The organism is Citrobacter braakii (genome assembly GCF_002075345.1).
Lineage (GTDB): Bacteria > Pseudomonadota > Gammaproteobacteria > Enterobacterales > Enterobacteriaceae > Citrobacter > Citrobacter braakii.
Map to the genome: position 1 here is coordinate 165,651 of NZ_NAEW01000007.1, position 14,559 is coordinate 180,209.

The following is a 14,559-nucleotide window of genomic DNA, read 5'->3' on the forward strand; positions in this document are numbered from 1 at the left end:
AATTAATTATGCAAATTCTACTGGTATATTAATTTTGCCTAACGCAATGGCATCACGCGCAATCATTTTCTCTTCATTTGTGGGAATAACCGCACAAATAACACGAGCATCTTTATTAGAGATAATTCTTTCGCCATGGGAATTTGGCAGGCTATTCATCTCGCTGTCGATATTCACCCCTAAAACGGCGAGATGCTCGATAACCAGACGACGAATTAATACCGAGTTCTCACCTATTCCACCGGTGAAAATAATCCCATCAAGACGATGCAGCGAAGCGGCATGTCCGGCGATATGGCGCGCGATACGATGCACAAACGTTTTAATCGCCAACTGCGCACGCTCATGTCCCTCGTGCCAGGCTTTTTCTAACGTACGTAAGTCAGAGGACAAACCGGAAATACCCAGTAAACCGGACTCTTTATTCACAACGCGCTCAAGGTCGCTCAGCGTCTGGTTGGTTTCGCTGGCAATCCACGCCATGGCGCCGAAATCGACGTCACCGCTGCGTGTGCCCATCATCAACCCTTCCAACGGCGTCATGCCCATTGAGGTATCAACGCTCTGCCCGTTACGCACCGCGCAGATTGACGCGCCGTTCCCCAGGTGAGCCACAACCAGACCTGAGTCATCACTCTGCAGCTCAAGAAGCTCATGCGCTCGCTGAGATACATAGCGGTGCGACGTGCCGTGGAAGCCATAACGACGAACGCCTAACTCCTCAAAATATTTCCACGGTAGACCGTAAAGATAGGCCTCAGGGGCCATCGTCTGGTGGAAGCTGGTATCAAATACCGCAACCTGCTGCACGCCTGGGAAAAGGTGCTGTGCGGACTCAATCCCACTGAGGTTCGCATAATTATGTAACGGTGCTAAAGGCGATACCCGGCGAATATTATCGATAACGTCGTCAGTAATAATTGCTGATTCGGTAAAGATATTTCCACCGTGGGCAATGCGGTGGCCAATTAAGGCCACGCTGTCCATTAAATTACGTTTTTCCAGTTCAACGGCGATTGCTTTTAATGCGTCTTCGTAGCTGTGGTGAGCCAGCTTAGCTGGCTCTCCTCCATTAATTGCTATGAACGCATTTTCAGAGTTAATACCGTCCGCGATTCCCGCCATTAAAACTTCACAGTTCGCTGCATCCAGCACTGAGAATTTAATGGAAGACGAACCACAGTTAATAACCAGTACTACCGGAAACTCATTCATTTCACTACTCCGCTCATCCTGAGCTTAAGGATTAAAACAGTTTGTAGACAATGTTCAGGATAGTCAGCAGACCAATCACGGTAACAAACACGTTATCCAGACGGCCACGGTATTTCGCCAGTGACGGCGCTTTACGGATGGCATACATCGGCAGCAGGCAGAGCAGAGAGGCAATAATCGGCGCGCCCATTGCTTCAATCAGGTCCAGGATGTTCGGGTTGGCGTAAGCCACAACCCAGGTGGAGCCCATGATGAAGATCATGCTGATGGTATTAAGTTTGCCAGCGGAAACCTTAGTTTTATCGCCTTTGTAACCAAACTTCAGTACCAGACCGTTCAGACCTTCCAGCGTGCCCAGGTAGTGGCCGAAGAAAGATTTGAAGATAGCAACCAGTGCGATGATTGAAGCGCCGTACTCCAGAACGGTCGCGAAGGTGGACTTCGAACCGGACAGTGAAGCGAAGTGGTTCGCCAGGTAAGACAGTACTGGAATGTTCTGCGCTTTCGCATCCGCCATGTTTGCCGGAGAGAGCGTGAACAGGCAGCTAAAGGCAAAGAACATGACCACGGCAACCATCAGCATACTGGCGCGGGAGATGATTTTTGAACATTTCTGCTCGGTAAATTCGCGACCGTAATCTTTCTCATACTCTTCACGTTTAGAGACCACGAAGGAAGAAACGATTGGTGAGAAGTTGAAAGAGAACACCATGATGGAAATACCCAGCCACACGGTAACCAGGATGCCGTCATGGCCAGTCAGAGCGATATTGCTGAGATCAACCTGATCGATAACCGCAGAGTTCCAGTAAGGAATCAGAGACAGAGAGATCAGCACCAGGCTGGCAATAAACGGCCATACCAGGTAGCTCATCACTTTAACCATCAGATCCTTACCAAACCAGATGACGAATGCCATCAGCAGCAGCAGGAACAGTGCCACGAAGCCACGGTTTAACGCTGGCATCTGCAACTGGTTTTCCCAAAAGGTCATAAAGGTGTTGGTAATGGTGACGCCATAAATCCACAGCAGCGGACAAATCGCAAAGAAGTAGAGGAACGTGATAACCACGCCGCCCGTTTTACCAAAGTGCTCTTCAACCGTTTCTGTGATGTTACCGGAAGGGTTAGAACCGGAAAGACACAGGCGTGCCAGCGCACGGTGGCAATAGAAGGCGATGGGGTATGCTAACACCAGCATTATCAGAATGGGGATCAGTCCGCCAAAACCTGCGCGGATAGGGAAGAACAGCACCCCGGCGCCGATGGCTGTACCAAATAAACCCAGTGTCCAGGTGGTGTCCGATTTGCGCCAGGACGACTGTTTTGTCTGGCTGGATACAATGCTATCAGTAGTACTCATATCCTATCCTCAACGAAGTATATTAAGCGTCAACTAAACCAGTAATTTGAGATACACGAGAAAGGTCGATATTACCGCCAGAAATAATGCTGACTGTTTTTCTGTTCTGGATATAGCTATCTAATTTCCCGCTTAATAATGCTGCGCAAGCCAGCGCGCCGGCACCTTCAGTCACAACTTTATTTCGCTGAATTAATGCCACCATGCTGTTGCGAATTTCATCTTCGCTGACCAGGACAATGTCATCCACCAACTCACGAACAATTTCATACGTTAAAGTACCCGGGCGGGAAACGTCACAACCATCCGCCAGGGTGCCGGTCGTTCGGTGCGTGGTTATTTCTCCAGCGTGGAAAGAAGCCGCCATGCCATGAACATTTTCAGACTGTACGCCAATAATTTTAATAGTCGGGTTAATAGATTTAATTGCCACCGCAATACCAGCAATCAGTCCGCCACCGCCAATTGGCACAATCACGTTATCGACATCGTACAGATCTTCCAGAATTTCCAGACCAATAGTGCCCTGACCAGCAATCACTTTCGGGTCATCATATGGCGGAATAAAGATACGGCCTTCAGTTTCCACAATCTCGCTAACCTTAGCGATGGTGTCGTTGAAGTTGTCGCCGTGCAGCACAACCTCTGCGGAATAATCGCAGGTTGCAGCAACTTTAGACTTCGGCGCGCCTTTCGGCATGACCACTTTGCCGTCGATTCCGAGCATGGCGCAGGAGAGAGAAACCCCTTGCGCATGGTTACCTGCAGAGCAAGCCACCACGCCCTTACATCTTTCAGCTTCGGTTAATGAACTGAGCTTGTTAAACGCACCACGGATTTTAAATGAACCGGTACGCTGCATATTTTCAAACTTGAGGAAAATTTCCCCTTTGCAACGTTCACTAAAATAGTTAGAGCGAGGCATTCCCGTTTTATAAATTTTCCCCGCCAGTCTTTTTTTCGCTTCGAGGATATCTTCAATTGCAACTGGGAGATCGTATGTAATGTGCATTAGAACCTCTTACTAGGGTATTAAAGTAAATAGATAGCCATGACCATTGTCAGATATAGACAGATGGCGTTGATTTCGTGTTAAAACAAATTCAATCTTTAATCAATTTCAATTAATTGCCTTCGTCTCCGACAATTATATGATGAATACTCTTTGGCTAATTCCACCAAAATAGATGCTGCTTTTTTAATTCGATAATTTTTCGACCATACGGCGGCATAACGCGCGACGGGTAAGGTTTCTTCTACCGGGATAGTAATAAACTGGTTTGAGCCAAATGGTGTGGTCATATCGCAGGGAATTACTGTTAAGAAATCAGCATTGAGAACAAGATTATAAATCGTAACGACGGAGTCTGTTTTAACGATGTTTTCACTGCTGATGCCATTATTTTGTAACGTGGTTAGAAGTTCACTGTAGTACCCCATATTCGTTTGTGGCAACACCCACTGTTCGTTTTTCAACGCGCTCAGCGAGGTGATGCCGGTGCATGTTCGGGACTTGCTGGCAACCAGGATGAAGTCTGACTCAAAGAGCGGTTCAACATGCAGATCGTGCAGTTTCATCTCATCACTCAGCGTACCGATCGCGAAATCCAGACGCCCGTCACGAATCGCAGGTAAGAACGAGGAGAGCTGAGCTTCATACATGGAAACCTGCGCTTTCGGGAACACTTCTTTGAATTTTTTAATCATGCCGGACATGATGGTGAAGGCAATCAGTGAAGGAAAGCCAAACGACACATCAACGACCGCATTGCTCGTCATGCTGTTCATCTCATCAACCATGTTCTTCATTTCACGGGTAATAGATTCAGACCATGAGAGCATAACCTGACCTGCCTGAGTTAATGTCACACCAGTATTTTTGCGTACGACTAACTCAATACCGAAATAAGCTTCTACATCATTAATGATTTTGCTGACAGCCGGTTGAGTTAAACCTAATTCTTTTGCAGCTGAGCCGATAGAACCGCTTCTAATGACTTCCTGAAAGACCACTAAGTGCTGTGTTTTAGGGAGTGTAATAGTATTCATATCGACCTGCGCTAATTACTTTGTTGACGGCAGGAAGTGTACCAAATTAAGCGAACGAGGATATGTGCTACCACTCACAAATCCCCTTGACTTACATTTTGTAAGACTATTATTTAAATTGAAATCACTTAATAATCATATAGATATGAAATATCGATCTCACTTTATCCTGACTTTAATCAAAAAAAGATGGGGGGATAACGATTTTTTATGGCTATAACAACACCATTTCTCCTGCTATTTCTTAAAACCACGAAAGGCTATATTTCAATCAATTACAGAGTAATTACCAGGCAAAACAGCGCTTAAATTTAATAAGCAACTTATCAAATATAATTATATTTTATCGTTTATAGTGGTCAAATAACGTTATGCATCACGTTTTTTAGCCTTATTTGTTTGTAAAGAAACATTGCATTTATTAATATTTAAACCAAAACATACAAATAATCATCAAATGCAACATTGCATTAACAGTAGTTTTGTACAATTTATCAGCCAGTAATTTTGTGATGGCGATCGATTGCGTTCGATTATTCTCGATAAAAACGTATCGCGCAGCGTTTTGTGCTAGTCATCACAAAAAATGAAATATCCCGCAAGACATTGCCTTAGATAAAAGAAGTTCAGCGCGTAAATAAAGGTCAAATAACGATGAGATGAATGGGAAATAAAGGCCTGATTCGTGGTGAACCAACTACAACAAAGAAAGGCCAGGACAAAGCCCAGCCATTCCACTCGCAATCAGAATTTACTCATCGCGAAAACCGGGCTTGCCATTGGCTTTACGCCACTCTTTGATTTCTTGAACAACCGCGACCGGACCGCCTTTCCCTTCTTCTGGGTAATATATCAAATCAGAACCTGACGGATGTTCAGAAAGCCGCTCAAACTCTGCTACAGCAGCTATATGGGCCTTTTCAGATGGATAGGTATCGTTACAAATATCTTCAACAAAACTGAGGAACTCAGCTTCAGTAAAATCAGTGATGTCTTTATGCGTTACCATTTTATTTTCCTTGGTGAATTTCGATGTGCCGCTTTGGTGTAGTGACACCCAAATTATCTACGTCATAAACTGCACCACTATTTCTGATCTCTTCGATATGATGAAGTTCATACTTGACCCTTTGCCCGATGCTATCGGGTTTTCTTGCGTAGGCGGATCGACCATTTTTCATCGTAGCTAAGTTACGTGGATCAAATTGCTTTGAAAGTTCAGAGTCTTTGCTGACCTCCAGCCAGAAAGCCTGCCTGAAGTCGTCAAAATTGGAGAAGGTGCGTCCACGCAGTTTATCAGCAATCTGAGACGGGATAGGCGAGCCGTTGCCCTGACCCGCATCAGCTAACCAGGTGCCAGAAATCTTTTGCCCCTTGCCTGTGACTTGCCCTGGCAGATTGCGAATATAAACATAAATCGGGTCAAACGTCCCGGCAGGGTGTACCAGAATATAATCCCTGAATGGGCGTTCTCCCGGTGCTGGCGTTTCCGTTGACCACGGGCTGTTGATTTCACTTTCAGGGTAAACCAGCACACTCGGAGGAACGTATACATTGTCCCGATTCCCGGTATTGGAAGGAGATTCATACCCAGGATCGTCTGGTGTCCAAACAATCGTTGGCTTACTTGCGCTATCCTCCCAGAACTCATAGTTCCCGGTGGCGCTGTTCTTCTGAAGCATTCGAACCGGAACTTTGTCCTGCCCACCTCCAGCGCTGACATGAAAACCTTTCGGCCTTATCATCCCGTTTTGCTCTGCTTCCCAGCGAAAGCGAACGCGCGTTGGAACATCTTCTTTATTCCGTGCGGCCTGCTCAAGCCGCATTTTATCGATGTAGTCCTGTTCGCCGCTGTTGAGTTTTGGCGAGTAGAATATGCCAAACAGAAAAACGGTGGTGGGGTTGGGGACTATCCAACGGCCAGCAGCAGAAAGATTTCCCCCGATTTTTTGCAATGCTGCATATCCAGCCTCAATTGCAACATCAGTGGTGACCCCTGCTGTCGTCGCGGCTCTTGCTGTTGCCATCCCTGCGGTCGCTGCCGCTTTAGGGGCATCCGGGGAGCTGAAAAGGCGCTTATACCACGGGTGATTATCTTCTGGTGGTGAGGTCGGTTCGGCGGGTTTATGCTTCTTTGCTGCCTGCGCGTGCTGGACGGGTTCCGATCCAGTTTCTTTCGGTTGGGGCAGCGCCCGGTAGTAGCCAGCATGCCCAAAATTATCAACGGATTCCTGATCTGTTCCTGCGTCGGTACAACCTTCTCCCCGCAGACAGGATTTAGCAAAAACAGGTAATGCACTTGAGGCTGCCGCAGCGGCAATCGCTTGGTTAATGGGCCATTCTGCCGCCCGCTTTTGGTGCTCTTCGAAAGGATCGCCAGGGCTGTCTTCTACCCAGAGTGTTGTCGTGCCCATTACCTGATTGTTTTTGCAGTTACACAACACCTGATCACCAGTGGCAACGCAGGGTTTGTTTTCCGCAAAGTAGTATGCCGTACCATTTATCTGAAATGGTCCATTGCAGGTTTCTTTCGGACACCAGGCCATATCGCCACTTAGCGCAATATTCCTGTCTTCAATAATCGTTGAGGAAGCGGAAATAACCTCTCCACCGCTCGTGGTCTTGTCTCCTAGCCTTACCAGCGCTCTGGCCATAAATCCCTCTATTTACTATGGAGAAATTGCTGAGAGGGAATTGTACAAATAACGATCATTAGTCGAAAGTATTTTTTCAGTTAAAGTGAAACTGCGTTTTGATACATCCATAAAATGGATGTTTTATGCAATTTTATTCAGTTTGCGAAGTATAAAAGATTTTGCTGTATAGGCATTCTTTCGACTTAGTGATGTAGTTAAACGTACAAATACTGTTGCTCTACACATATGGGGTCTGTCCATTAGCCATGATTGCCTGCTCCGGGTTGTTCATAGCTACATGCCCGGCTCTGGCTTTGAAGGCCACCAACAATCCACAAAGCATTGCGGCATAACCTTTCATTATTTATTTTCTTGATTTATTTCCTTGCTGTTATCAGGTTGGCTCATTACTGAGTAGAGACGGGAAAATATAAACCTTGCTCTGCTGGCTGAATCGCAGCCCAGAAAGCAAAAACCCCGCCGAAGCGGGGTTTTATAAAGAGGTGAAGCTGACCGATAAGCCGGGTTCTGTCGTGGACAGTCATTCATCTAGGCCAGCAATCGCTCACTGGCTCAAGCAGCCTACCCGGGTTCAGTACGGGCCGTACCTTGTGAACCCCTATTTGGCCTTGCTCCGGGTGGAGTTTACCGTGCCACGGACTGTTACCAGCCGCGCGGTGCGCTCTTACCGCACCCTTTCACCCTTACCTGATCCCACTTGCGTGGGCCATCGGCGGTTTGCTCTCTGTTGCACTGGTCGTGGGTTTCCCCCCCAGGCGTTACCTGGCACCCTGCCCTATGGAGCCCGGACTTTCCTCCCCTCCGCCCGTCTCCCCCGAAGAGGACGACGACGAAGCGGCGACTGTCTGGTCAGCTTCGGCGCGCAGTATAGAGGGTTTGCGGGGCATTGTCACCCCGCACTGCGCATTCCTATCGCCAACGTGGCGGCGATGTTTCTTGAAGCGCGATAAATATTATCAAATGCCCCACGAAAGGCCTCTTCCAGCGTGCTGATGGTGGTTAATACGCTAAACACCGCATCGATACCATATTGATGCACCACCTCCACATCGCGCGTCAGGCTGCCGCCAATACCAATTACCGGCTTGTGGTACTTCTTCGCGACATTCGCCACACCCACCGGCACTTTGCCGTGAATGCTCTGGCTGTCAATCCGCCCTTCTCCGGTCACCACCAGCGTACAGTCATGAATATGCTCTTCCAGATTGAGCGCCTGGGTCACAATCTCAATACCACTGCGCAGCTCCGCACCTAAAAAAGCCATTAACGCGGCGCCCATTCCGCCTGCCGCACCAGAGCCAGGAACGTCTTTCACATCAACCCGCAGCGATTTTTTAATGATGTCGGCATAGTGAGACAGATTGCGGTCCAGTTCGATAATGCGTTCTTCCGTCGCCCCTTTCTGCGGGCCAAAAATGCGCGAAGCGCCAGTATCGCCGGTAAGTGGATTGGTCACATCGCAGGCCACGCGAATTGAGCAGGTTTTTAAGCGCGGATCCAGGCCCGTTATATCGATGGTGTTCAGACTCTCCAGGCTTCCACCACCGTTGCCAATCTCTGTCCCGTTGGCGTCGCAGAGTTTCGCCCCCAGCGCCTGCACCATACCCGCGCCGCCGTCGTTGGTCGCACTGCCGCCAATACCAATAATGATGCTCTGCGCACCGCTATCCAGCGCCTGCAAAATCAACTCCCCAGTGCCGCGCGACGTGGTAACTAACGGGTTACGCTTTTCAGGAGGAACTAACGCCAGACCGCTGGCTGCCGCCATTTCGATAAACGCGGTTTTACCATCTCCAGACATGCCCCAGTAGGCATTCACTTTTTCGCCCAGCGGCCCTGTCACCCACGCTGAATGTTCACTCCCCTGCGTAGCGGCAATCATGGCTTCGACCGTTCCTTCACCACCATCGGCAACCGGGACAGAAACATATTGCGCATCGGGGAAAATTTCCCGAAATCCTTTTTCTATTGCCTGAGCTACCTCGGTGGCAGAAAGGCTTTCTTTATAAGAGTCTGGGGCAATTACGATTTTCATAGTTATGTAGCCTGACAGTGCCGCGCAAGGCAAGAAATACAGGGCGCGCATCCGCGCCCTTCTTGTTAGCGAGTGACTTCCACTTTCGCCAGTTTTTCGTAGTAGCATGCGAGTGCGCTATGATCGGCGGTGCCCAGCCCATCAGCGCGTAGCGCCTGCATCATCTCCATGACTGCAGCAGTCAGCGGTAACTGAGCGCCAACGCCATGAGAGGTATCCAGCGCGTTCGCCAGATCTTTAATATGCAGGTCGATACGGAAACCCGGCTTAAAGTTTCTGTCCATAACCATTGGCGCTTTCGCATCCAGTACGGTGCTTCCCGCCAGCCCACCACGGATCGCCTGATACACCAGATCCGGGTTTACGCCCGCTTTGGTCGCCAGCGTCAGCGCTTCCGACATCGCCGCAATGTTCAGCGCCACAATCACCTGATTCGCCAGCTTGGTGACGTTACCCGCGCCGATATCACCGGTATGTACCACGGAACCTGCCATCGCCTTCATCAGATCGTAATATTTGTCAAAAATCGCTTTATCACCGCCAACCATCACCGACAGAGTACCGTCGATAGCTTTCGGTTCGCCGCCGCTTACCGGCGCATCCAGCATATCCACGCCTTTCGCTTTCAGTGCGTCGCTGATTTCACGGCTGGCTAACGGCGCGATGGAGCTCATGTCGATCAGCACTGTCCCCGGTTTCGCCCCTTCAATAATGCCGCCCTCTCCCAGCGCCACTTCTTTCACATGCGGAGAATTCGGCAGCATGGTGATGATCACATCGCACTGCTCGGCAATATCTTTCGCCGTGGCGGCGGTTTCTGCGCCTGCGGCAATCACTTCCGCAATGGATTCCGGGTTACGGTCAGCAACCACCAGCGAGTAACCTGCCTTGAGGAGGTTTTTACTCATTGGTTTACCCATAATACCGAGGCCAATAAAACCAACTTTCATTGTCATGTCTTTATCTCTCTCTACTGTCGAGGGTGGTTATTTCTTAAAAGAATCAGCCAATTTTTGCGTGGCTGAACGGAACACGCCAAGATCGCTGCCAACGGCAACAAACGTCGCGCCCCACTCCAGATAACGACGCGCATCCGCCTCTACCGGGGCCAGAATGCCGCTTGGTTTGCCGTGTGCTTTCACGCGGGCAAAAATGTGCTGGATAGCTTTCTGCACATCAGGGTGTGACGCATTGCCGAGGTGGCCTAACGCCGCAGCCAGATCGCTTGGGCCGACGAAGACCCCGTCGACGCCTTCTGTCGCCGCGATTGCGTCAACGTTATCGACGCCCTGCTGACTTTCGATCTGCACGATGATGGTGATGTTCTTATTCGACTGCGCAAAGTAGTCCGGTACGGTGCCAAACATATTGGCGCGATGGGATACGGACACACCGCGAATACCTTCCGGCGGATAGCGGGTCGACGCCACGGCGTTCACCGCCTCTTCCTCCGTCTCCACGAACGGGATCAGGAAGTTGTAAAATCCGATATCCAGCAGGCGTTTGATAATTACCGGCTCGTTGGTCGGTACACGCACTACCGGCGCGCTGGCGCTGCCTTTCAGCGCCATCAATTGCGGGATAAACGTCGATATGTCGTTCGGTGCGTGTTCGCCGTCCAGCACCAGCCAGTCAAAACCCGCCAGGCCTAAAACTTCGGTACTGATTGGGCTGGCTAATGCAGACCAGCAGCCGATCTGAATCTGTTGCGCCGCGAGAGCCGCTTTAAACTTATTCGGAAAAATCGTGTTATTCATCGCTTACACCTTTGTTTATTTCTGCAATTCCATACGTTTAATGTCACCGACAATAAACAGGTAGCAAACCATTGCCATCAGCGCCGAGCACCCTACAAACATCAGCGCAGCATTAAATGAGTGCAGCTCGCTCACCAGATACCCAATCACCAGCGGGGTGACGATGGAAGCCACATTGCCAAATACGTTAAATACCCCACCGCACAGACCGACAATCTCTTTCGGCGCAGTATCGGAAATCACCGGCCATCCCAGCGCCCCGAAGCCTTTACCGAAGAACGCCAGCGCCATCAGCGCCACCACCAGGGTGGTGTTATCGGTGTAGTTACACAGAATAATGGTCGAGGCGAGCAGCATTCCGAGCACAATCGGCAGCTTACGTGCCAGAGTGATGCTGAAGCCACGTTTAATCAGATAATCAGAGAACACGCCGCCGAGTACGCCACCGGCAAATCCGCACAGCGCAGGAATCGAAGCCACCAGGCCCACTTTCAGGATCGACATGCCTTTTTCCTGTACCAGGTAAATCGGGAACCAGGTGAGGAAAAACCAGGTAATTGTGTTGATAAAATACTGTCCGAAGAACACGCCGAGCATCATACGGTTAGTGAGCAACTGCTTGATATAATGCAGTTTAGGACCGCCTGACTTCACATCACCCGGCTTTTTATGGTCCATATCCACGACCGCGCCGTTTTCAGAGATAAACTTCAGCTCTTCTTGCGACATACGCGGGTGATCGGTTGGGTTATGAATAAACTTTACCCACAGTCCGGTGAGCACAAAACCAATCACGCCCATCACGGTAAAGACGTGTTCCCAGCCCCAGGCGAAGGTCAGCCAGCCCAGCAGCGGCGAAAACAGCGCCAGAGAGAAATACTGTGCGGAGTTAAAAATTGCGGACGCCGTACCGCGCTCTTTCGTCGGGAACCAGGCTGCCACAATACGGGCATTCGCCGGGAAGGACGGCGCTTCCGAGAAGCCCAGCATAAAGCGCATGATGAACATTGAAATACCCGCCCAGGCCAGCGGGAACATGTCGACAAAGCCCTGCAGGAAGGTAAACAGCGACCAGAAGAACAGGCTGTAGGTGTAGACTTTCTTAGAACCGAACTTATCCAGCAGCCAGCCGCCGGGGATTTGCATTAACAGGTAAGCCCAGCCGAAAGCGGAGAAAATGTACCCCATTGAGATGGCACTGAGCTGTAACTCTTTCGCCACTTCCGTGCCGGCAATTGACAGCGTTGCACGGTCCGCATAGTTAACGGCTGTAACGATAAATATTATCAGCAATATTAAGTAACGGGTGTGCGTGCCTTTCTTTTTCTCGACAACTGTATCCAGAATCATTCTAATTACCTCGGGTACATTAAATTTTTATTATTATTGGGTAGATATTCCTGGTGATAAATTACTGATAATAAGAACGCATAATAATTTATCAGACGCTATGAAACCGTGATTTAGTATAATCAGCAGCGCAACGTTAATCATTGTGCAAGCGCTCATTAAACATGCGTTATTAAAATAATGTTTTGGGCAGATGCACACATGCATGGGCGCTAATGCACACATTTACGTATTACTACCCCTGGTGGGGCGGCCTTGCTGAGTTTAAGTGATCATCATCACATTCTTGGCGATAAACTCCTGACATTCTTATTTCACGATACCGAATCTTTATTACTTATAATTAGATTCAAAATATAAATATCCACACTATTATCACCACCTTGTTGGAGAATACTGGACAATGGCCGACATCGAAATCAGACAAGAATCGCCAACGGCGTTTTATATTAAAGTTCACGAAACAGATAATGTGGCGATAATTGTCAATGACAATGGTCTGAAAGCTGGGACGCGTTTTCCAGACGGACTGGAACTCATTGAACATATTCCCCAGGGACATAAAGTGGCGCTCCTGGATATTCCTGTTCGCGGCGAAATCGTGCGTTATGGCGAAGTGATAGGCTATGCCGTTCGCGATATCCCACGCGGCAGCTGGATTGATGAATCAATGGTTGAGCTACCCAAGGCCCCGCCGCTGGAGACGCTGCCGCTGGCAACCAAAGTGCCAGAGCCGCTGCCGCCTCTTGAGGGTTACACCTTCGAAGGTTATCGCAATGCGGACGGTAGTGTCGGCACCAAGAATCTGCTCGGTATTTCCACCAGCGTGCACTGCGTGGCGGGCGTGGTGGATTATGTGGTGAAAATCATTGAGCGCGATCTGCTGCCCAAATACCCGAACGTTGACGGCGTGGTCGGACTCAATCATCTGTACGGCTGCGGCGTGGCGATTAATGCCCCAGCCGCCATCGTGCCGATTCGTACCATTCACAATATTGCGCTAAACCCGAACTTTGGCGGTGAAGTGATGGTCATTGGCCTCGGCTGCGAAAAACTGCAGCCAGAGCGCCTGCTGGAAGGCACGCACGATGTGAAAAGTATTCCGGTCGAAAGCGCGAGCATCGTCAGCCTGCAGGATGAAAAACACGTTGGCTTTCAATCGATGGTTGCCGATATTTTGCAGGTGGCCGAACACCATCTGGCAAAACTCAATCAACGCCAGCGTGAAACCTGCCCGGCGTCAGAACTGGTGGTCGGCATGCAGTGCGGCGGCAGCGATGCGTTTTCAGGCGTGACGGCCAACCCGGCGGTCGGTTATGCCTCCGACCTGTTAGTACGCTGCGGCGCCACCGTAATGTTCTCTGAGGTTACCGAAGTGCGCGATGCCATCCATCTTCTGACCCCACGTGCGATTAACGAAGAAGTAGGTAAACGCCTGCTTGAAGAGATGGCCTGGTACGATAACTACCTTGATATGGGCAAAACGGATCGCAGCGCCAACCCTTCTCCAGGCAACAAGAAAGGCGGTCTGGCAAACGTGGTGGAAAAAGCGCTGGGTTCTATTGCCAAGTCTGGCAAGAGCGCGATTGTCGAAGTCTTGTCGCCGGGCCAACGCCCAACCAAACGCGGCCTGATTTACGCGGCTACACCCGCCAGTGATTTTGTCTGCGGTACGCAGCAGGTCGCTTCCGGGATCACCGTGCAGGTGTTCACCACCGGACGCGGTACGCCGTACGGCCTGATGGCCGTGCCGGTGATAAAAATGGCGACCCGTACCGAGCTGGCCAACCGTTGGTTTGACCTGATGGACATCAACGCAGGCACCATCGCCACCGGCGAAGAAACCATTGAAGACGTGGGTCTGAAACTGTTCGAGTTTATTCTCGACGTCGCCAGCGGGCGTAAGAAAACCTTCTCGGATCAATGGGGACTGCATAACCAACTGGCGGTGTTTAACCCGGCGCCAGTGACCTGATTATCCACGTTTTTTCTTCATGAGCATGCCTTCGGGCATGCTTTTTTTTTTGCCATATACTTTCGCAACCCTCCCTTTTCTTTCGAAACTTTCATTTATCAGATCGAAATCACAAAAAAACGTTACGAAACCCTATACTTTATTTCGAAGAAAGCAAT

General features: G+C 49.7%; 11 protein-coding genes and 1 other RNA gene. 1 reads left to right on the top strand and 11 read right to left on the bottom strand.

The features are described from left to right. Positions 1–6: 6 nt before the first annotated feature. The 11 genes from tdcD to garP all read right to left on the bottom strand — a co-directional run bounded on the left by tdcD (position 7) and on the right by garP (position 12,426). Positions 7–1,215, bottom strand: coding sequence for a propionate kinase (gene tdcD, locus BZK42_RS16510; RefSeq protein WP_016154632.1), 1,209 nt, complete (start codon positions 1,213–1,215; stop codon positions 7–9). Between the two features lie 31 nt (positions 1,216–1,246). Next, complete coding sequence (gene tdcC / locus BZK42_RS16515; protein WP_016154633.1) at positions 1,247–2,578, bottom strand: threonine/serine transporter TdcC; 1,332 nt, start codon at positions 2,576–2,578, stop codon at positions 1,247–1,249. Positions 2,579–2,600: 22 nt separating this feature from the next. Further along, positions 2,601–3,590, bottom strand: a complete 990-nt coding sequence (gene tdcB, locus BZK42_RS16520; RefSeq protein WP_003828594.1) for a bifunctional threonine ammonia-lyase/L-serine ammonia-lyase TdcB — start codon at positions 3,588–3,590, stop codon at positions 2,601–2,603. Positions 3,591–3,688: 98 nt separating this feature from the next. Beyond that, positions 3,689–4,627 carry a transcriptional regulator TdcA gene (gene tdcA, locus BZK42_RS16525; protein WP_003828596.1) on the bottom strand — a complete coding sequence of 313 codons (939 nt, stop codon included), beginning with the start codon at positions 4,625–4,627 and terminating at the stop codon, positions 3,689–3,691. A gap of 751 nt (positions 4,628–5,378) precedes the next feature. After that, positions 5,379–5,636, bottom strand: a complete 258-nt coding sequence (locus tag BZK42_RS16530; RefSeq protein ID WP_080859539.1) for a bacteriocin immunity protein — start codon at positions 5,634–5,636, stop codon at positions 5,379–5,381. Between the two features lies 1 nt (position 5,637). Continuing rightward, entirely contained in the window at positions 5,638–7,281 is a 1,644-nt protein-coding gene (locus BZK42_RS16535; protein WP_080859540.1) for an S-type pyocin domain-containing protein, read from the bottom strand. 483 nt (positions 7,282–7,764) lie between these two features. Continuing rightward, an RNA gene (rnpB, locus tag BZK42_RS16545) (RNase P RNA component class A) lies at positions 7,765–8,141 on the bottom strand. A gap of 32 nt (positions 8,142–8,173) precedes the next feature. Then, a complete protein-coding gene (gene garK / locus BZK42_RS16550; RefSeq protein WP_080859571.1) occupies positions 8,174–9,319 on the bottom strand; it encodes a glycerate 2-kinase in 1,146 nt (381 codons plus the stop codon). A gap of 65 nt (positions 9,320–9,384) precedes the next feature. Continuing rightward, positions 9,385–10,275 (bottom strand): 2-hydroxy-3-oxopropionate reductase, encoded by an 891-nt coding sequence (garR, locus tag BZK42_RS16555; RefSeq protein ID WP_016154635.1) that lies wholly within the window; start codon positions 10,273–10,275, stop codon positions 9,385–9,387. A 30-nt stretch (positions 10,276–10,305) separates the two neighbouring features. Further along, positions 10,306–11,076 carry a 2-dehydro-3-deoxyglucarate aldolase gene (gene garL, locus BZK42_RS16560; RefSeq protein ID WP_080859542.1) on the bottom strand — a complete coding sequence of 257 codons (771 nt, stop codon included), beginning with the start codon at positions 11,074–11,076 and terminating at the stop codon, positions 10,306–10,308. A 15-nt stretch (positions 11,077–11,091) separates the two neighbouring features. Then, the gene (garP, locus tag BZK42_RS16565; protein WP_003024898.1) at positions 11,092–12,426 is read right to left on the bottom strand and encodes a galactarate/glucarate/glycerate transporter GarP; all 1,335 of its coding nucleotides are present in this window, start codon (positions 12,424–12,426) and stop codon (positions 11,092–11,094) included. A 403-nt stretch (positions 12,427–12,829) separates the two neighbouring features. Between garP and garD the strand changes: the two genes are divergently transcribed. Continuing rightward, positions 12,830–14,401 carry a galactarate dehydratase gene (gene garD / locus BZK42_RS16575; RefSeq protein WP_049042721.1) on the top strand — a complete coding sequence of 524 codons (1,572 nt, stop codon included), beginning with the start codon at positions 12,830–12,832 and terminating at the stop codon, positions 14,399–14,401. Positions 14,402–14,559 lie beyond the last annotated feature (158 nt).

Excerpts from the sequence above, each read along its gene's own strand:
- tdcD (WP_016154632.1), bottom strand. The coding sequence starts at position 1,215 with ATGAATGAGTTTCCGGTAGTACTGGTTATTAACTGTGGTTCGTCTTCC.
- tdcC (WP_016154633.1), bottom strand. The coding sequence starts at position 2,578 with ATGAGTACTACTGATAGCATTGTATCCAGCCAGACAAAACAGTCGTCC.
- tdcB (WP_003828594.1), bottom strand. The coding sequence starts at position 3,590 with ATGCACATTACATACGATCTCCCAGTTGCAATTGAAGATATCCTCGAA.
- tdcA (WP_003828596.1), bottom strand. The coding sequence starts at position 4,627 with ATGAATACTATTACACTCCCTAAAACACAGCACTTAGTGGTCTTTCAG.
- BZK42_RS16530 (WP_080859539.1), bottom strand. The coding sequence starts at position 5,636 with ATGGTAACGCATAAAGACATCACTGATTTTACTGAAGCTGAGTTCCTC.
- BZK42_RS16535 (WP_080859540.1), bottom strand. The coding sequence starts at position 7,281 with ATGGCCAGAGCGCTGGTAAGGCTAGGAGACAAGACCACGAGCGGTGGA.
- garK (WP_080859571.1), bottom strand. The coding sequence starts at position 9,319 with ATGAAAATCGTAATTGCCCCAGACTCTTATAAAGAAAGCCTTTCTGCC.
- garR (WP_016154635.1), bottom strand. The coding sequence starts at position 10,275 with ATGACAATGAAAGTTGGTTTTATTGGCCTCGGTATTATGGGTAAACCA.
- garL (WP_080859542.1), bottom strand. The coding sequence starts at position 11,076 with ATGAATAACACGATTTTTCCGAATAAGTTTAAAGCGGCTCTCGCGGCG.
- garP (WP_003024898.1), bottom strand. The coding sequence starts at position 12,426 with ATGATTCTGGATACAGTTGTCGAGAAAAAGAAAGGCACGCACACCCGT.
- garD (WP_049042721.1), top strand. The coding sequence starts at position 12,830 with ATGGCCGACATCGAAATCAGACAAGAATCGCCAACGGCGTTTTATATT.